This window comes from Paramicrobacterium chengjingii, assembly GCF_011751765.2.
In the GTDB taxonomy this organism is placed as follows: Bacteria; Actinomycetota; Actinomycetes; order Actinomycetales; family Microbacteriaceae; genus Paramicrobacterium; species Paramicrobacterium chengjingii.
Map to the genome: position 1 here is coordinate 3,167,472 of NZ_CP061169.1, position 16,896 is coordinate 3,184,367.

Annotated in this window: 19 protein-coding genes; 9 read left to right on the forward strand and 10 right to left on the reverse strand. The window is 60.7% G+C overall.

Going from position 1 to position 16,896, the window contains the following annotated elements:
- The first annotated feature begins 62 nt into the window (after positions 1-62).
- Positions 63-851, forward strand: a complete 789-nt coding sequence (locus HCR76_RS15295; RefSeq protein WP_166987365.1) for an inositol monophosphatase family protein — start codon at positions 63-65, stop codon at positions 849-851.
- Positions 852-867: 16 nt separating this feature from the next.
- Here HCR76_RS15295 and HCR76_RS15300 read toward each other — a convergent pair whose 3' ends face one another.
- Positions 868-1,560: an SDR family oxidoreductase gene (locus HCR76_RS15300; protein WP_198248076.1), complete on the reverse strand. Its 693-nt coding sequence runs from the start codon at positions 1,558-1,560 to the stop codon at positions 868-870.
- 125 nt (positions 1,561-1,685) lie between these two features.
- Between HCR76_RS15300 and HCR76_RS15305 the strand changes: the two genes are divergently transcribed.
- Complete coding sequence (locus HCR76_RS15305) at positions 1,686-2,054, forward strand: MerR family transcriptional regulator (protein WP_198248077.1); 369 nt, start codon at positions 1,686-1,688, stop codon at positions 2,052-2,054.
- Here the strand turns inward: HCR76_RS15305 and HCR76_RS15310 are convergent.
- The 9 genes from HCR76_RS15310 to HCR76_RS15350 form a co-directional block, all read right to left on the reverse strand.
- Positions 2,051-3,268 (reverse strand): metal-dependent hydrolase family protein, encoded by a 1,218-nt coding sequence (locus HCR76_RS15310; RefSeq protein ID WP_166987359.1) that lies wholly within the window; start codon positions 3,266-3,268, stop codon positions 2,051-2,053. The genes HCR76_RS15305 and HCR76_RS15310 overlap by 4 nt on opposite strands.
- Complete coding sequence (locus HCR76_RS15315) at positions 3,265-3,573, reverse strand: antibiotic biosynthesis monooxygenase family protein (protein ID WP_166987356.1); 309 nt, start codon at positions 3,571-3,573, stop codon at positions 3,265-3,267. Before HCR76_RS15315 ends, HCR76_RS15310 begins: the two co-directional genes overlap by 4 nt.
- 42 nt (positions 3,574-3,615) lie before the next feature.
- Positions 3,616-4,563 (reverse strand): succinylglutamate desuccinylase/aspartoacylase family protein, encoded by a 948-nt coding sequence (locus tag HCR76_RS15320; protein ID WP_166987353.1) that lies wholly within the window; start codon positions 4,561-4,563, stop codon positions 3,616-3,618.
- A gap of 60 nt (positions 4,564-4,623) precedes the next feature.
- The gene (locus HCR76_RS15325) at positions 4,624-6,345 is read right to left on the reverse strand and encodes an ABC transporter permease subunit (RefSeq protein ID WP_166987350.1); all 1,722 of its coding nucleotides are present in this window, start codon (positions 6,343-6,345) and stop codon (positions 4,624-4,626) included.
- A 12-nt stretch (positions 6,346-6,357) separates the two neighbouring features.
- Positions 6,358-7,500, reverse strand: coding sequence for an ABC transporter substrate-binding protein (locus tag HCR76_RS15330; RefSeq protein ID WP_166987346.1), 1,143 nt, complete (start codon positions 7,498-7,500; stop codon positions 6,358-6,360).
- A gap of 28 nt (positions 7,501-7,528) precedes the next feature.
- On the reverse strand, positions 7,529-8,560 hold the full coding sequence (locus HCR76_RS15335; protein WP_166987344.1) for an ABC transporter ATP-binding protein: 1,032 nt from the start codon (positions 8,558-8,560) through the stop codon (positions 7,529-7,531).
- Positions 8,544-9,311: an IclR family transcriptional regulator gene (locus tag HCR76_RS15340; RefSeq protein ID WP_166987341.1), complete on the reverse strand. Its 768-nt coding sequence runs from the start codon at positions 9,309-9,311 to the stop codon at positions 8,544-8,546. The genes HCR76_RS15335 and HCR76_RS15340 overlap by 17 nt, the downstream gene beginning before the upstream one ends.
- Before the next feature lie 286 nt (positions 9,312-9,597).
- The gene (locus tag HCR76_RS15345; protein ID WP_166987338.1) at positions 9,598-11,097 is read right to left on the reverse strand and encodes a DUF4127 family protein; all 1,500 of its coding nucleotides are present in this window, start codon (positions 11,095-11,097) and stop codon (positions 9,598-9,600) included.
- Between the two features lie 14 nt (positions 11,098-11,111).
- A complete protein-coding gene (locus tag HCR76_RS15350) occupies positions 11,112-11,834 on the reverse strand; it encodes a GntR family transcriptional regulator (protein ID WP_166987335.1) in 723 nt (240 codons plus the stop codon).
- A gap of 133 nt (positions 11,835-11,967) precedes the next feature.
- Between HCR76_RS15350 and HCR76_RS15355 the strand changes: the two genes are divergently transcribed.
- The 7 genes from HCR76_RS15355 to HCR76_RS15385 all read left to right on the forward strand — a co-directional run bounded on the left by HCR76_RS15355 (position 11,968) and on the right by HCR76_RS15385 (position 16,891).
- Complete coding sequence (locus tag HCR76_RS15355; protein ID WP_166987332.1) at positions 11,968-13,257, forward strand: ABC transporter substrate-binding protein; 1,290 nt, start codon at positions 11,968-11,970, stop codon at positions 13,255-13,257.
- 7 nt (positions 13,258-13,264) lie between these two features.
- A complete protein-coding gene (locus tag HCR76_RS15360; RefSeq protein WP_235934483.1) occupies positions 13,265-14,230 on the forward strand; it encodes a carbohydrate ABC transporter permease in 966 nt (321 codons plus the stop codon).
- Positions 14,217-15,107, forward strand: a complete 891-nt coding sequence (locus HCR76_RS15365; RefSeq protein ID WP_166987329.1) for a carbohydrate ABC transporter permease — start codon at positions 14,217-14,219, stop codon at positions 15,105-15,107. Before HCR76_RS15360 ends, HCR76_RS15365 begins: the two co-directional genes overlap by 14 nt.
- Complete coding sequence (locus HCR76_RS15370; RefSeq protein WP_166987326.1) at positions 15,104-15,790, forward strand: N-acetylmannosamine-6-phosphate 2-epimerase; 687 nt, start codon at positions 15,104-15,106, stop codon at positions 15,788-15,790. Before HCR76_RS15365 ends, HCR76_RS15370 begins: the two co-directional genes overlap by 4 nt.
- Before the next feature lie 117 nt (positions 15,791-15,907).
- A complete protein-coding gene (locus HCR76_RS17745; protein WP_198248078.1) occupies positions 15,908-16,108 on the forward strand; it encodes a hypothetical protein in 201 nt (66 codons plus the stop codon).
- Positions 16,109-16,175: 67 nt separating this feature from the next.
- Complete coding sequence (locus tag HCR76_RS15380) at positions 16,176-16,349, forward strand: antitoxin VbhA family protein (protein WP_166987319.1); 174 nt, start codon at positions 16,176-16,178, stop codon at positions 16,347-16,349.
- Between the two features lie 101 nt (positions 16,350-16,450).
- Positions 16,451-16,891 (forward strand): helix-turn-helix domain-containing protein, encoded by a 441-nt coding sequence (locus tag HCR76_RS15385; RefSeq protein WP_166987317.1) that lies wholly within the window; start codon positions 16,451-16,453, stop codon positions 16,889-16,891.
- The last annotated feature ends 5 nt before the right edge of the window (positions 16,892-16,896 follow it).

The following is a 16,896-nucleotide window of genomic DNA, read 5'->3' on the forward strand; positions in this document are numbered from 1 at the left end:
GATTTTCTCGCACGATATTGCTAGCGTGTGAGGTTCTCGCAATGTTTGTGATCGGAGCGCATATGCCAGCATCAATCGCCGAAGACCTGCTCACCATCGCCCGCGGTGCGGCGGGGGCCGGAGCGCTGATTCTCGACGCCTCTGTGGGCGCGCACATCAGCGTCACGGCGAAGAGCGAGCTTGGCGATATCGTCACAGATGTCGACCGTCGAGCCGAGCAGACGATCCGAAACTACATCGGCGCCCGCCGCCCCGACGATGCGATCACCGGCGAGGAGTACGGGGCTACGGGCAGCGACGCAGCCGCCTATCGCTGGTCAATCGACCCGCTCGACGGCACTTCGAACTTTGTCACCGGCATCCCCTACTTCGGAGCGTCGGTTGCCGTTCAGGAGGTTGCCACGGGGCGCTGGATTGCCGGCGTCGTGAACGCTCCCGTTTTGCGACAGGAGTACTTCGCGCAAGCGGATTGCGGTGCGTGGCTGGTGTCGAGAGGAAGCACGGTTCAACTCACGGGAGCCGACCCCGACGCCGACACCGTGCTCTTCGGCACGGGGTTCTCATACAGCCGCGAGATGCGGGCGCGGCAGTTTGCCGATCTCCCTCTTTATATGGAGAACTTCACTGATGTCCGAAGTGTCGGCTCGGCCGCGCTCGGACTCTGCATGGCGGCGGACGGCTCGACGAGCGCGTTTGTCGAGACGGATCTCTATGAGTTCGACTGGGCAGCGGGGGCTCTCATCGCCGACGAGGCAGGGCTCACGGTCATTCGCCCGGAGGGTCATCGCGGAGGCATCTGGGCGTACCCGCCCCACATTCCGCTCTCCATCCCCGGCGCGTCGCACGAGTGATTGTGCAGCGCCCAATCTAAGCGGCGTGCACGCCCCTGTCCTGCGACAGTGCTTCCTTCAATCCCTCGGCTGTGTCGTCGGCGAGAATCTCCAGCTCACCGGCAGCGAACCGATCTAGCGCGACTCGAACAATGTCTTCCGGCCGATGCTTCGGAATGTCAAACGCGCTCATCATGTCGGTGTCCGTGCTCGCCATGAACATCGAGCTCACCTGTGTGCCCGCATCCGCCAGCTCCACACGCAGCCCGTTCGATAGGGCCCAGACAGCTGCCTTCGATGCGCCGTAGCTGTTCGAGTGGTCCAGCGCGAGCCAGGCCATCACCGACGAGACGTTCAGCATCGCCCCGCCGCCGTTCGCCGCAAGCACCGGCGCGAACGCCCTCACCATGTTCAGAGTGCCGAAGTAGTTCACCTCCATCTCGCGCCGAATGTCGTCGAGGCTCCCATCGCTGACCCGCGCAAGTGTGGACACTCCGGCGTTGTTGATGAGAATGGATGCTGTCGACGCTACCCGCGCCGCCTCCGCCGCCTGCTCCGGTCGAGTGATGTCGAGTTGCAGTGGCTCAACGCCCTCAAGATCGACGCTGCCGGGGTCTCGCGCCCCTGCGTACACACGCGCACCACGTTCCATCAGCTGACGCGCAAACTCTCGCCCGAGCCCACGATTTGCTCCCGTCACAACTGCAACTGCGTGTTCAATGGCTACCACTGTTTCTACCCTCTCTCTCATGCACAACCTCGACGGTGGTCGAGGCGTCACCGACAGCGTAGAATGTGACGCTAACGTCAGAGTCAAGTTAACGTTTGCTCGACGGACTCACAAGGGAGGTAGCCATGCTGAGCATCGGTGCTGTTGCTCAAGCAGCAGGAGTGACGCCGCGCGTTGTCCGGTACTACGAACAACACGGTTTGATCGCCTCCGACCGCACGGCTGGGGGCCAGCGCCGCTACCCCGAGTCCGCGATCGAACGCGTGCAATTCATTCAGCAGCTCATCCGAGCGGGCCTCACAACCGCGGTCATCCACAACCTCCTCGGTTGCGTGAACACGCGAGTTGCGACGCCCGAGACTATCGCCCAGCTCACGTCACAGCGCGAGGTGATCGCAGCTCGCGCCGACGAGCTGAACCGCATGAAGGAGCAGCTCGACGGCCTCATCGGATCAGCGCAGGAGACGCTCGCGCCGGCAGATACGCGAGCCTAGCTCGGACTGACGCCGAGGCTGTCGAAGACCACGCGTCCACCCTGCACAACAGTCCGCGGGCGATCCGAATCGACGAGTGCGCCGAGGTCATCCAGCGGGTTTCCATCCAGGATCAGAACGTCGGCAACAGAGTTGACGTCGAGGTTTCCGAGGTCATCCCTTCTGATCAAACGAGAGCCAACGGATGTCGCAGAACGAAGCGTCTCGACGTTGCCGAGGATCTCGGCCTGAAGCCGCAGACCGTTGAGCTGCTCACCCTCGAGGTCACCCAGCAGGTCCGAACCATAGGCAATCTCGACCCCCGCTCGCTGAGCCAGTTCAATCGCCTTCTGCCCCGAAGCGAACACTTCCTTGTTCTTCTTCTGCGCACTTGCGGGAAGGCCAAGCTCGGCCCCTCGTCGCTTCATGGCGTCATAGGCGATCAAGGTCGGAACGAGCACGCTCTCCGTGGATGCCATCATCTCTGCCGCGCCAGCATCCATGAGATTTCCATGTTCAATCGAGCGCACGCCATTCGCGACGGCATGCCTGACCGCTTCTGCGGAGTACGCGTGCGCCGCGACGTAACTGCCTCGTCGGGTGGCTTCATCGGCCACTGCTTGGATCTCCTCGGCCGAGTATTGAGGAATCTCCAGCGGATCAACGGGCGAGATGACCCCGCCCGAGGCCATGATTTTAATCGCGTGCGCACCCGTTCGGAATCTCTCGCGCACAACTTTTCGCAGATCGGAGACACCATCAACAATCTGGTTGGAGTGCCCTCTGCAGAAGTCCAGTTGCATGTCGTCCGAACGCGGATCGCCATGGCCACCTGTTTGACTGAGAGCCGGCCCCGTGTAGAGGTATCGCGGCCCATCGATGACGCTCCTCTCCAGAGCCATCGCGATCCCTTTTTCACCCCCGGCAACATCGCGCACCGTTGTAAAGCCACGGTGCAGAGACGAACGCAGCCGCGTCGAACCGACAAGAGCGACGTAGCTCAGCGGGGCGTGATCGTTGAAGAACCCGTTGAGCGTGATTCCGTATGCGTGAAAATGAGCGTCGATCAGTCCAGGCATAACGACGCGCCCCCCGGCGTCGATCACTGAGGCGTCGGGGGCCGCGTCACCTCCATCGACAATCTTGCCGTCGCGCACGTGGAGGGTGCCTTCGTTGAGGTCCTCCGACGTGCCATCGAACAGCAGGGCGTTGATGATGGTCAGGTTTGCAGTCATCCTTCTGCACCGATTTTCACGCGGAACGTCTGCCCAATTCCGACGACACCATCCATGAGGTCGCCCAACCGACCGTTGGATTCAGCACGGAACGGATTGTCTACCCAGCGCTGGTACGCCTCCTCATCGGGCCACAGCGCAGTCACGAGCACACGCCCAGAGTTGTCCGTGGCCACCGCGATATCGGTCGAGATTCCACCGGCCTCTTCCATTGCGCGCTGAAGAATCTGCTCTCTCTCATACGCCTCGAGGATGCTGTCGATGCGATCCAGCGGAACATCGAACGTGAGAATCGTGCGGATCATGAATTACCTACTTTCCGGTTCGAGATATGGCAATTGCCGAGATCAGAGCTCATCGATAGTTGTGACCGTGCCGTTGTCGCCCACCATGAATCCATAGTCACCAGGAGCGCACCGCGTGTACTCCTCCCGAGTCAGAACAATGATGGTCTCGTCGAACGGAGCTACGAGCTCTTCGACCACCTCGAATGTGTGAGGGTTTACGACGCGGCCGAGAACGGTTCCGCCCGGCACGACAGACCCCAGTGTCTCGGGGCCGAACTCCGAGATGACGGCTCCGCCTTTTGTGGGCCGAAGTGTGACGAGCGTGGTCATCACCTTCTGTGTCGGAGGATCCACTGGCTCACCCGGCAGCATCCCGACAGCGCGAAGCACGTTGAGTGTTCCTGCGACGGAGCGATCGAGGAAGTCAGTCGTCAGCTGCCCTCCGCCGCCAAGCTCGCTGACCATCGCTGGCTTCCCAGCCGACAGCATCATCTCTGCGGAGGAACCGGTGTACGGGTCGTGGTGGTAGAGGAGAGAAGTGCCGTAGTTTTTCGCCAGCACCTCGGCGCCCGAGTGGACGTAAGCGTAATCGACGGTCGAATACAGGCCGCTGCTATGGAAATCGATGAAGTAGTCAGCGCCCTCCTGAATCTCGACGAGCGCTGCAGCGAGCTGCTCAGTCAATGATCCTCCGGCATCCCCGGGGAAGATCCGATTCAGGTTGAGCCCGTCCTGTGTCGTGTGCCGTGTCATGCTCTCGTACGCATACGGGTTGCTGACCGGTACGGCGACGAGGGTACCCGTGAGTTCGTTCTCGTCGACGGCATCGACGATGCGCCTCACCGCTTCGACTGCAGTGGCTTCGTCACCGTGAATTCCGCCGAAGATGAGAAAGCGCGGACCGGGCTCGCTCCCTGTGATCGTGTGAATGGCCAACGAGATGTCGGCGCCGGTTGGCATTGTCGTGATGTGTTTGTAGTCAAGTGCGCGAGATGCTTTCGTACCCATGATTCTCCTTCGTATCTGTTGTGGTCAGGTGTATGCCGCCGTCTGAGTGGCGGCGCGCCGTCACCGTGACGACGCGAGCCCGGCTTTTTCGCCGCGCAAGAGGAAGAGGCCAGCGACAAATGCGATGACCAATGAAAGTGCGATGAGCAGTGATGCCAACGCAGCCAGCGTTGGGTCTTGGTATTTCTGCATGTAGGTGAACATCCACACGGGAAGAGTCTCCTGACCCGGCTTCAGCAGAAATACGGTCATGTCGACCTCGTCGAAACTGACGATGAACGCGAAGAGACCCGCTGCGATGAGTGAGGGGCGAATTGCGAACAGCGTCGACGCTCTGAATGCTCTCAGTGGACCGGCGCCGAGGTCGCGAGCCGCGTCGTCGAGCGTTGCGTCTGTGCGGGACAGCGCCGACGTCAGAACGATGACGACAAACGGAAGTGTAATGATGACGTGCATGGCGATGATGCCCGCTATTCCCTGGAGCACACCGGTGATGTTCAGCAGAAGAAAGGCGGCGAGCCCAATCGTCACCTTTGGGACGACCATTGGCGCAAGACTCAGCACCGAGACGCCGCGCAGCACAAGTCCCCGATAGCGGTGAAAGCTGACGCTCGCCATGGTGCCGATGATCAGAACGATGACCGTCGCCCACAGAGCAATGAACACGCTCGCGTACGCAGCTTCCCCGAGCCCGTCTTGACTCAGCAAGTTCGCGTACCACTTTGTTGACCATCCCGGCAGAGGCCATGCCCCATACGAGGCTGAGGAAAACGACGAGATGATGATAATTATGAGCGGGGAAAGAACAAAGATGTAGACGGCGATCATCCATGTGGCAAGACCGCCATGGATGCTCTTCTCTCCGGGTGCAGCGGTAACCCCCTGCGCCCCGCCGACCTGCGTCTTCTTCTGAGCCAGGGTGAACAGACCGAGCACAACGACTGCCAAGACAAGCAACACGATGCTCGTGACCGCAGCCATGGGCCACTGCACGGTGTTCACGTCGCTATACACAAGTGTTGCCAGAACCGACACTCTGCCGCCGCCGAGAAGGGATGGAGTCGCAAACGAGCTCATCGACAGCGCAAAGGTAATCTGCGCTCCTGCAATGATTCCGGGAAGGATCAACGGAAGAATCACACGCCGAAACGTCGTCCATGGTCGGGCTCCCAGGTCAATCGCGGCATCCCTTAGCGCCCCGTCAAGTTGACCGAGAGAGCTGAGTATCGGAAAGACGACGAAGGGCAGAAATATGTGAACGAGCGCGATGACGACTGCCGGACGCGCATACAGCATGTCCAGCGGCTGCATACCGACGAGCCCCACCGCCCAGTTCACAATTCCCTTCTGCCCGAGAAGCAGACTCCACCCATACGTTCGAGCGATAACACTCGTCATCAGAGGCGCGAAGACGATGAAGATTCCGACGAATCTCCAGGTGGAACTCTTCATGCGGTGCAGCCCGTAAGCAGTGGGAACAGCGATGACCGTCGAGATGACGGCGCTTAATGCGGCGATGAGGAATGTCTCCCCGATCGCCTCCAGTCTGCTGCTCGACGTGAAGAATGCCGACCAATGTGCAGCCGTCGTCCCTGAACCGCCGCCCATGTCTTCCTGCAGCGATTGATCGACAAGCAGCGCGATGGATCCGAGAAACAGAGTGAGCAAAAGCAGCGCTGTCGGTGATGCAAGCGCAAGTCCGACCCAGCGAGGCCGGCTCGAGTGCTGGCTGCCGATCACTGGTGTTCTGCGGCCGCGCTGCGCCGAAATCTGTGAGACCACAACGCACCTGTCCTAGATCTTCGGAACGACGTTGTTGTTCCAGCGCTCTGTCCACTCGGCCTGCTTTTCGCCGACGATGTCGTAGTCGATCTCCAGCAATCCATCGATCGTGGACTGCTGGAACGCGGGCAGATCTGCCAGGGAATCTGGAATCTCGGCACTTTGTGTTGCAGGAATCTCAATGGATGTCTCGGCCCAGCGTGAGACCCACTTCGGCGAGAGCATCTCGTTGATGATGTCTTGACACACCTCGGTCTCGTCGTCTCCCTGTCCGGCAACGGACTGCAGAAAAACAGGAAGCGGCATGGCGCCCTCGTCTGGAACGACATACTCGAGAGGGGCACCCTCGTTGATCCACTGCTGGCCTGTGCCGGCGAAATATGTAGTCAGAGGGGCTGTTCCGTCACTGAGCACATTGAGGTACTGCGGGTTGGACTCGACGATCAGCTTGATCTGATCTGCACGCTCTTCCCAGATCTTCCATCCCGGTTCCATATCGTCCAAGCTGCCGCCGTTGGCGAGCGCTGCCGCGTAGACGGCATACCAGGGGAAGTTGAAGAGGCTGAGTGTGCCCTTGTATTTTCTGTCCCAGAGGGCTGACCACGATGTTGGCTTACTTCCCAAGGCATCCGGGTTGAGCAAGAGCCCGTACTGGTCTGATCCGATCCCAATGCCTTTGTGATCGTCACGCTGGAAAATTGGCAGAACGTCTGCGGCGTTCTTCATCGATGAGTAGTCCAACGACTCCCACATATCGTCACCGATGCCTTGAATAGACGTATTCGTATTGAAGAAGCCCATGTTGACGAGAGGTTTCTCTGGGTCGGCCTTCCGCTGCGCGAGCATCTTGCCGTACCCGACCGAGTTGGACTGTTCATAGAACTCGATGGAGACATTCGGGTTGCTCTCCATGTACTCCTTCGCAAACTCCTTAGGCATCTTTGCCAAGTCTCCGCCGAGAAAAACGAACATTGTGATCGAGAGCTTCTTTCCACCTCCTCCGTTGCTTCCGCCGTCCTGCGCGAAAGGTGACGAGCACGCACTCAGCGTGGACGCTGCCGCCAACCCTGCAGTGCCCATGAGAAAGCCACGCCTCGACAGCCGGCTCCGAACGGCCTCTATGCCCCGGGCCCCACTCTTATCGGTGTTATTCATGATTGATTCCTCAATTTCGTTCGAGACTTCAACGGCTCAATTCGACAACGGCGTTCGAACGCCATCCGATTTCAACTTCTTCCCCCACGCCGGGTTGAAAGTCCGAGACAGCGGGACTCTCGACAGCGACAGTCGCACCGCTGCCAATGACAACGCGATAGCTCACGACCGAGCCGCCAAACGAGACATCTGCAACCCTCCCGGCGAAGCGATTCTCGATCTCGGGAACGAGCGTCTTGCCGATGTGCACCACTTCGGCTTTGACTGCAACAGCACCAGCGTTCTCTCCGTTCGAAGGGGCCTCGGCACCTGAAAGCTCACGAGTCTCGATGACGTTCGTGTCGCCGACGAAGGCTGCGACGAATCGGCTTGCCGGCTTGTTGTATACCTCGCGGGGCGAACCCACTTGCTCGATCACGCCGTTGTTCATCACGGCGATGGCGTCAGACATTGTGAACGCCTCGTGCTGGTCGTGAGTGACGTAGACGAACGTCGTCTCGGAGTCCTTCTGTATCTGCTTAAGTGCACGCTGCATCTGGACGCGCAGCTTTTGGTCGAGGGAGCTCAACGGCTCATCGAGCAGAAGCACCGCGGGCTCATTTGCGAGGGCTCGGGCAATCGCCACTCGTTGCTGCTGACCTCCCGATATCTCGTGCGGGTACCGGTTTGCGAGCTCTGTGAGACCAACAAGGTCGAGCTTCTCGTCGACGATTCTGCGAACATCGTCACGACCCCGTCGGTGAACTTTGGGCCCGAATGCGACGTTCTCCGCAATGGTCATTTGAGGAAAGAGCGCAAGTCGTTGAAAGACAAGGTTCGTGGCTCGCTTGTGCCCAGGAGTTTCTTTGACTGACGTGCCGCGAACGAGAACTTCTCCGTCGGTTGGATCGTCAAGTCCTGAGAGCAGACGCAGGAGTGTGGATTTGCCGCACCCCGAGGGCCCCAGTAGTGAGAAGAACGAGCCGCGCTCAACCTGCAGGTTGATCTTGTCCAGGGCGACGACACCGCCGCCGAAGACTTTCCGGACGTTGCGAGTTTCGATATCAATCTCTGACGACATTGGACACCTCACGCGAAAACTTGACGACATGATCAATGGGGAGTGACGAGAGCGCCGCCGCCTCGTTCAGCAGCAGTTTTGCTGCCTCGTCCGCGATCTCTGGAAGAAATCGTGCGGAGGGCCCTGCGACTGAGACGGCACCGACGGCCAGACCGTCTTGACCGATGATGGGCACGGCGCGACACCGCAATCCAGGGGCAAAGGTCTCTTCGTCTTTCGTGTAGCCATCGGCGAGCGCCTGGTGCAACTCGCTGTCAAGATCTTCAAGGCGCGGACTGCCATCTTCGCGTTCCCATGCAACGGCAAGCTCGTGCTTCCGCTGGTCTGAGGACCGCGACAGAATCGCCTTGCCTAGTGCAGCTGCGGTGGGTGACACCTGCTCGCCGACACGATGCACTGCGCGAAGCGAGTGCTCAGATTCCGTCCTCGCGACGATGACGATGCGGTCTCCGATGATGAGGCCGCCGGTGACGCTTTCCCCCGTTGCCTCTGCAATGCGCATTGTCGCGGCTTCAATCCGCTGCGGGGTATGGAGCTGTGCATTGACGACGACGGCCATCCTCACGACGCGTCCACCGGGCAGGTACTTTCCGTGGCCGTCTTGCACGAGGAAATCCCAGTCTTCAAGATTTCTCACCAAACGCGACGTCGTTGACATCGGAACGCGTGCCCGCTCAGAGATTTCGGTCATTGTCAGCGGAGCATCGTCCGCGATCACCGCCAACTCGAGCAGGTCGAGTATCCGACCCATGTAGCTAGGCTTTGGACTCTCACTGAGTGAAAGCCCCTCTTCATTGAGTGCAACTCCCATGCTGGGGACACTAGACAACGCCCATGACCCATGTCAAGGGTTTTTCATATTTCAATGCCACATGAGTTGACATGGCACGGCAAAATCACCCCGGAAGACAAGCGTCGACGACGCGCGCGAACCTCCCTTTGTGAGGCTCAGCCGAGAGTACGAGCGACAGCGGCGTTATACCCGATCAACTGCGATAAATTGCGCCGATAGTCGACGGCGGTTGCTCGACGGCAGATCACCGTGAGAGAGTGATCGCCACCTCAAAGCTTCGGCGCCACGGCAGCGTCAACGACGTGACAGTCCAGTCGCCACCGGGCAGCGTCTCACGCAGCATCCGGTTCATGTCGTCACGGATCACCGACTGCGCATTCTCGACGCGCGAATCATCGGCGAGCGGGAAGCGATCGGGGAAGAGCTGCTGTCCCTTCTCGCTGCGAATCACCGCCTGATACGCGTAGTCGTCAAGTAGTCGCGTGAGCAGGGCCCGTCGCGACGCATCGGCATCGAAGCCGCCCGACGCACGACCCACCTCGCCCGCGACACACAGCGAGATGACACTGCCGATCGTGTTTCCCGCGGTGTTCCATGCCCCAAACGCCTCCAGTCGCTCGAGCAGCCCCTCCGCAGCGAGTCGCTTCAGCAGCTCGGCGTCGGCACCGTTCGGAAACCGCACGTCGGCGAGTGCGACGCGGCTTCCCTCATCGAGGGAGCGTCGCACCAGCTCGACGGTAGCCTCGGCGGCATCCAGGTCTGGCGTTTCCGGGTAGCCGCGGAACATGTCGTGCCTGTCCGGGTCGGGCGCATGCAGCACGAGCACGACGTCGGCCTCCGCCTCGGCACGCTCTGCGCCGGCCGCACGAATCTGCCGATCGACGGATTCGGCGAGCGGACAGTTCTCAAACGGCGGCACACGGTCAAACCCGCCCTGCTGCGCAGTGCGCGCAGCGAAGGTAGGGCGGATGCCGTCGGTTGACGCGATGGCACGGGCCACGAGTGCAGCGCCCACTTCATCCGCTCCCGGGTACATGAGCGTGTCGCGCGCGCCGGGGAGAAAGCGCATCCAGTGCCGCAGCCACACCTGCTCGGCCGAGCCGGCGGCGAAAGTCGCGGTGTCGTCCGCCGTGATCGCGAGAAAGTCGACGGTGCCCTCATTGCGCAGCAGCAGGGCATTCATGTTCACCATGTGGTTGCGGGCACGGCGCGATGCGTAATCAGAGAGGATGCCGTCGGGCACGTCGATCGGCGAATCAATCTGGTCGGTCTCGGTGCTGTCGAGCTGTTGGTGAAGGGCGCCGCCAAGCGCGTGCAGATCTTTGCCGTAACCCTTCCAATACTCGGGCTCTTCTGCATTGGAGTACGAGTTGCTCGCCCTCATCACAAGGCTGACGGCGAAGATGGTGATCTCGGGCCGCGACCGCTTGATCTCGCGCAGCACGTCGAGCCGCGCAACAACGTCGCGCACCGAGTCGTGCGACGTCCGACTCGCGATCAGGCCTCCATAGAGCAGCATATCGATCGAGACGACAAGGTGCGTTGTGCGCGGGTCGCTTGCCCTTTCGCGCAGCCATGCGGCGAGAGCATCCGTGTCTCCCTGCATGCGATAGTTCGGTAACATCGCGGCGTCGGGCACGTCGAGGGCCACACCGGCGACGTTCGCGACGTCCCCAGGCAGCAGCACGTTGACGGGGCGATCATCGAGGGGCAGCAGGGCGATTCGGCGGTCGTGAGAGTTCATTGCGTCCTGTCTCGTCAGGTGGAGAGTCGATTGATGGAAAGGTCGTAGGAGTAGCGGTCGCCCCGGTACAGCGACTCGGCGTACTCGATCGGTCGATTACGTTGGTCAAAGGCCGTGCGCTGCACGTTGAACGCGGGCGAGAACGGCGGAACGCGAAGCAACTCCGCTGTCGTCTCGTCGAGCACCACGGCGTGAATGGTCTGGTCGGCGCGTTCAGGGCGGATGCCGTAGCGTTCGCGCAGCTCGCGGTAAAGCGAGTCTTCGGTCATGCCATTCTCGAGGCCCGGCACGAGGGAGGCGGGCACGTAGGAATGCTCAAGGCACATGGGTCGGCCATCTGCCGTGCGCACGCGCATAATGTGCACGACCTGTTCCGCGGGGCTAAGTCCCAAGGCGAAGCCAATGCGACCGCCGGCACCGTCGAGGGTGATCTGCGTCTCCGACGACCCCGGCGTGAGATCACGCGCGAGCATGTCTTCAGAGAACGAGTGAAATTCGAACGTCTTGCTGATGCGCGGCTCGCTTACGAAGGTGCCCGCACCCTGGATGCGGTAGACGAGGTGGTCCTTCTCGAGGTCATCGAGCGCCTTGCGAACGGTGACGCGTGTGACGCCGAGCGCTTCTGCCACTTCTCGCTCGGTGGGCAATCGCTCATCGGCCTGTAGGCCAGCGGAAATGAGATCGACGAGGTACTCCCGCACCTGTGTGTGCTTTGTCTGACGCGCTGACCCCGACAAGCTGGCTCCTTTGCAAAATGGTTACGACCAATCTTGACGTTAGATGCACTTCTGTGTCAATATTCTCAGCATCCGCTTAAATTGGTATATACCAAGTAGACACTCTGCCATAGCCAAAGATGGAAAGGGCACCATGAAGAACAGCTTCTTCACCACTTCCCGTTCACGCCGATTAGGCGTGATCGCGATTGCCACAACAGCAGCGCTCGCGCTGGCCGGATGCTCGGGCGGCGGCGATTCCGACGGCCCAACGACGCTCAAGTTCTCGTATCTCTGGTCTGGACCCGAAGCCAAGGTTCTCGAGACGATCATCGACGACTTCAACGAGAGCCAAGACGACATCGTCGTCAAGGGCGTCTCAAGCCCCGATCAGCAGAAGCAGCTCACATCGATGTCGTCATCGAACGGCTCGTTCGACATTTCAGACAACTTCGGCGAGAACGTCGGCTCGTGGGCGGCAAAGGGCGTGCTCGCCCCGCTCGACGAGTACATCGAGTCAGAGAGCATCGATCTCGATGACTTCGCGCCGGCTGCTCTCGAGCAGATGAAGCACGATGGCCAAACCTATGCGCTGCCCATCGCGGTGCACAGCTTCCAGCTGCTTTACAACAAGACGCTCCTCGACAAGGCAGGCGTCGAGCCGCCCACAACGATGGACGAGCTCGCGGATGCTGTCGAGAAGCTCACAGTCACCGACGACGCGGGCAAGATCAGCCAGCTCGGCATTGGCGATGCGAAAACCTTGACGACGCTCACCACAATGGGGTTCGCATTCGGCGGTTCCTGGAGCGACAAGAACGGCCCGACACCAACCGACCCTGGCAACATCGAGGCCGTCGACTGGTGGCAGAAGAACGTTGTCGACCTGGTCGGCGCTGACAACCTCGCCGACTTCAAGGCCGGTGAGGGCCAATACCTCTCTGCAGAGGACTCGTTCTTCAGCGGCAAGGTCGCCATGATCATCGATGGTGAGTGGCGCGCAGCATCCGCCTCTGAAGTCGCCCCCGAGCTCGACTGGGGTGTCACCTCGATTCCGGCGGCGAGCCCGAAGCTCGAGAACTCCACGCAGGTCACGTCGAGCACGCTCTTCATCCCCACCAACTCCAAGCACAAGGATGAGGCCGCCGAATTTCTCTCCTACCTGCTCTCTCCCGAGGTGATGGAGAAGTTCAGCCTGACGCTGGGCAACCTTCCCGCGCGCACATCGCTTCTCGACAGCGATGCCTACAGCGACCTCCCCAACTTCGAAGTCTGGGCAGACGCGCTCACGAGTCCGAACGCCCAGTCGCTGGCGAGTGCGCCCTATAGCGCCGAGTACGCCACCGATCTGGACAACGCCTTCGACGACGTCGTGCGCGGCAAGTCGAAAGCCGAGAAGGCGCTCGACTACGTCACGACGCGCACGAAGAGCTACACGAAGTGAGCCACTGATGTCGATGCTCACGAGGCGACGCCCCGAGGCCCGCTCGACGCGCAGGAGGGAGGGCTCGAAGCGTCCGCGCAGCACACGCCGGTCGTTCTGGATCGGCGTGGCGTTCGCGTCGCCGTTCATCGTCGGATTCTTCGGGCTCTTCGCCTACCCGATCCTCGCGTCCGGCTACTACAGCTTCACGGACTTCAACCTCTTCCAGTCCCCGGACTGGGTCGGGCTCGACAACTACGAGCAGATGGCGAACGACGATGTGTTCTGGAAGTCGCTCGCGAACACACTGGTGCTCGCTGTCATGGGTGTGCCCCTCACCATCGCCATCGCGCTGGGTGGGGCGCACCTGCTCAACACTCCCATCAAGGGGCAGCCGCTATACCGGGCGGTCATCTACCTTCCCTCGATCATCCCGATCGTCGTCGGCGGGTACCTCTGGCGGTGGTTGCTCAATACGCAGTACGGCTTCGTCAACTACTTTCTCTCGTGGTTCGGAATCAGCGGCCCCAGCTGGTTGCAAGAACCGGACTGGACGAAGCCCGCGATCGTTCTCGTCGTACTCTGGACAGTCGGCGGCACCATGATCATCTACCTCGCCGCGCTCAAGGATGTTCCGCACGAACTCTACGAAGCGGCATCCATTGATGGCGCTGGCCCGTGGCGCCGGTTTCTCAACGTCACCTGGCCAACAGTGTCGCCCGTCACCCTCTTTCAGGTGATCGTGTGCCTCATCGCCTACCTGCAGATCTTCACCGAGCCCTACGTGCTCGCGCAAGAACGGCTCAACAACATCAGCTCCGGTCCCGACCAGTCGATGTTGACGTATGCCATGTACCTCTACCAGAACGCGTTCGTGTACCTGAAGATGGGTTACGCCTCCGCCATGGCCTGGGTGCTGTTCATCGTCACGCTCATCGTCACGCTTGTCGTGCTGGCCTCGTCGAAACGGTGGGTGCACTATGGCTCTAAGTGATACGCAGATCGTGACAGATGCCGGCTCGCCGCGCGAGCTGCCGGCAGCCAAGCGCAGGCCGAAGATTCTCCGTCGGCTGCGACAGCATGCGCTCGTGATTGTGCTTGCCGCGGTGTTTATCTTCCCGCTGCTTGTGATGGTCTCCACGGCGCTGAAGGCACCGCAAGACGTCTTCAGTTCGCCGCCGAGTCTCATTCCCAGTGAGTGGACGTTCGACAACTTCACGAAAGCGTTCGATCAGATTCCTGTGTGGCGCTACCTCGGCAACACCATGCTCGTCGCCGGCCTCAGCGTTGTCGGCACTGCGCTGTCGTGCCCCCTCGTCGCCTATGCGCTCTCCAAGGTGAAGTGGGTCGGCGCGAAGCCGCTGTTCATTATGGTGCTCGCCACCATGATGCTGCCGCCGCAAGTGACGCTCATTCCGCTCTTCCTCATCTGGAACGGCCTCGGCGCCACCAACACGTATCTGCCGCTCGTGGTTCCTGCGTTTCTCGGAACACCGTTCTTCATCTTCCTTATTCGGCAGTTCCTCATGAATGTTCCAGACGATCTCATCGAGGCGGCACGTCTCGATGGAGCATCCGAGTTGCGCACCTATGCCACTATCGTGCTGCCCATCGCGCGGCCCGCCATCGTTACGGCGGCGGTCTTTCAGTTCGTGTGGGCATGGACCGACTTTCTCAATCCGCTTATCTACCTCAACGACGAATCGACGTACACCTTGTCCATCGGCCTCTACGCCTTCTTCGGCGAGAACGACGTCGCGTGGGGCCCTCTCATGGCCGCGTGCACCATGTTCACCATCCCCGCGCTGATCATCTTTCTCATCGGCCAGAAGTTCTTTATCGGCGGCATCAGCGCGGGAGCACTCAAATGACCAACAACCCCATTGCCCAGCTGCAGCACGGCTTCATCGCCTCGGTGCAGGCAGACGATGGCAGTCCGTTGCGCGACAGCAGCATGATCGCCGCGCTTGCCCATGCAACGGTGCTCGGTGGGGCGAACGGGCTGCGCATCAATGGCGCTCCCGACATTCGAGCGGTCCGCGAGATCACCGATCTACCCATCATCGGGCTGCACAAGGTGCCGGGCGGAGCCCGAGACGTCATCACTCCACTCGTCGAGCATGCCATTGAGCTTGCGCACGCGGGTGCCGACATCATCGCCGTCGACGCGACGCGCGAGGTCCGCTGCGCCGACCTCTCCATCATCGGCGCCGTCCGAGAGCTCACGGGGCTGCCTGTCATGGCCGACGTCTCCACCCTCGATGAAGGAACACGAGCATCGGATGCTGGGGCCGAACTGATCGGCACCACCCTGTCGGGCTACACCCCGTACACGCGCAGCGACTCCGAATCCCCCGACTTCGCACTCATCGAGCAGCTCGCCGCCCGCGACATCCGTGTGATAGCGGAGGGCCGCCTGCGCACCCCCGCCGACGTCGTGCACGCTCTCGAGATCGGTGCGTATGCCGCGGTCGTCGGCCGTGCCCTCACGGACCCCATGATCACGGCCGCCCGCTATGCAACGGCTGTCGCTCGGTCGCGAACTTCGGGCTGACAATCCTGCTTCTGCCGCAAGGGCGCACAGGAGAATCTGCGGGCCAACTCACGCCAGATCGCTCAATGGAGTACCGAGCTCGTCACACTCTAGGCGCCCATCGGGATGCTCGGTAACATGGGCGACCACTCGCTCCCCATCGGCCCGAATCATGTCACGACAAATCTGCTGCGCCTGGGCCTCAGCTATCTCCCTGACGAAGGCACTCAAACCCTTCCCCTGTTTCTGGGCTGCCTCTTCGAGCACCACTCGATCAGCCACGTCCAGTCGTATCGTCAGCGTCTCAGCCATACTCAAAAGTGCGCCATGGGTGCATGAGATACTTTCGTTTACCCACGCAATGGTAGAGCTGTGCGGCAAACGACTAAGGGCAGCTGGAGGCAACATGTCGATCGCTGAATCACGTGCGCTGCGGGTAGAAGCTACCATCCACAGTGCAGAGATCGAAGGTCTCAGCGTGTCTGTTGATACGCGGGCAGACGCTGACTCCTATGGTGCTGGACAAATCGGCTCTAACGAACTCGTCGATCGGGTTCGGGCCAGGTATGGCCTCTCCTGATGCGTCCTGGTGACTCTGACTGCAAGCTATGGGTTGCAGTTACATGTGTAACCAGCGTATTCTGGGGGTGTGCTTGAGAGCGCCCAATAGGAGAAGACACTATGCCGATCACACAGATCGGCGGCGCGCTCGTTGCTGACGATGAGACCCTAGAGCGTGCCGCTGAAGTCACCGCTGAAGTTGCTTCGCACGGGATTGCAGGCGTGAGCATTAATACTGTTACGGGCGAAACTCTCGAGCTTGATCTGCACCTGAGCGATTTTCTTCTCAACGTGATGGCTGGCCTCAGCAACGGGTCTGTGAGCATCACCGGTCTGCCTGAAGAGGTGACGACAACTACCGCCGCAGAGATGCTTGGGATTTCTCGGCCGACACTAATGAAACGCATCGCAGCAAACGAGATCCCCGGGCACAAAGTTGGGTCCCACACCAGATTGCGCACCGAGGATGTCCTTAGGCTGCGCGAGGCTGAGGATGCCAAGCGTACGCAGGCGTTCAACAAATTGCGTCGCATCGACGAAGAGTTCGGCGCACTCGGATAACCTGT

What these genes read in the sequence shown, in the direction of transcription:
- HCR76_RS15295 (WP_166987365.1), top strand. Translation starts at nt 63, where the DNA reads ATGCCAGCATCAATCGCCGAAGACCTGCTCACCATCGCCCGCGGTGCG.
- HCR76_RS15305 (WP_198248077.1), top strand. Translation starts at nt 1,686, where the DNA reads ATGCTGAGCATCGGTGCTGTTGCTCAAGCAGCAGGAGTGACGCCGCGC.
- HCR76_RS15310 (WP_166987359.1), bottom strand. Translation starts at nt 3,268, where the DNA reads ATGACTGCAAACCTGACCATCATCAACGCCCTGCTGTTCGATGGCACG.
- HCR76_RS15315 (WP_166987356.1), bottom strand. Translation starts at nt 3,573, where the DNA reads ATGATCCGCACGATTCTCACGTTCGATGTTCCGCTGGATCGCATCGAC.
- HCR76_RS15320 (WP_166987353.1), bottom strand. Translation starts at nt 4,563, where the DNA reads ATGGGTACGAAAGCATCTCGCGCACTTGACTACAAACACATCACGACA.
- HCR76_RS15330 (WP_166987346.1), bottom strand. Translation starts at nt 7,500, where the DNA reads ATGAATAACACCGATAAGAGTGGGGCCCGGGGCATAGAGGCCGTTCGG.
- HCR76_RS15335 (WP_166987344.1), bottom strand. Translation starts at nt 8,560, where the DNA reads ATGTCGTCAGAGATTGATATCGAAACTCGCAACGTCCGGAAAGTCTTC.
- HCR76_RS15340 (WP_166987341.1), bottom strand. Translation starts at nt 9,311, where the DNA reads ATGGGTCGGATACTCGACCTGCTCGAGTTGGCGGTGATCGCGGACGAT.
- HCR76_RS15345 (WP_166987338.1), bottom strand. Translation starts at nt 11,097, where the DNA reads ATGAACTCTCACGACCGCCGAATCGCCCTGCTGCCCCTCGATGATCGC.
- HCR76_RS15355 (WP_166987332.1), top strand. Translation starts at nt 11,968, where the DNA reads ATGAAGAACAGCTTCTTCACCACTTCCCGTTCACGCCGATTAGGCGTG.
- HCR76_RS15360 (WP_235934483.1), top strand. Translation starts at nt 13,265, where the DNA reads ATGTCGATGCTCACGAGGCGACGCCCCGAGGCCCGCTCGACGCGCAGG.
- HCR76_RS15365 (WP_166987329.1), top strand. Translation starts at nt 14,217, where the DNA reads ATGGCTCTAAGTGATACGCAGATCGTGACAGATGCCGGCTCGCCGCGC.
- HCR76_RS15370 (WP_166987326.1), top strand. Translation starts at nt 15,104, where the DNA reads ATGACCAACAACCCCATTGCCCAGCTGCAGCACGGCTTCATCGCCTCG.
- HCR76_RS17745 (WP_198248078.1), top strand. Translation starts at nt 15,908, where the DNA reads ATGGGCGACCACTCGCTCCCCATCGGCCCGAATCATGTCACGACAAAT.
- HCR76_RS15380 (WP_166987319.1), top strand. Translation starts at nt 16,176, where the DNA reads ATGTCGATCGCTGAATCACGTGCGCTGCGGGTAGAAGCTACCATCCAC.
- HCR76_RS15385 (WP_166987317.1), top strand. Translation starts at nt 16,451, where the DNA reads ATGCCGATCACACAGATCGGCGGCGCGCTCGTTGCTGACGATGAGACC.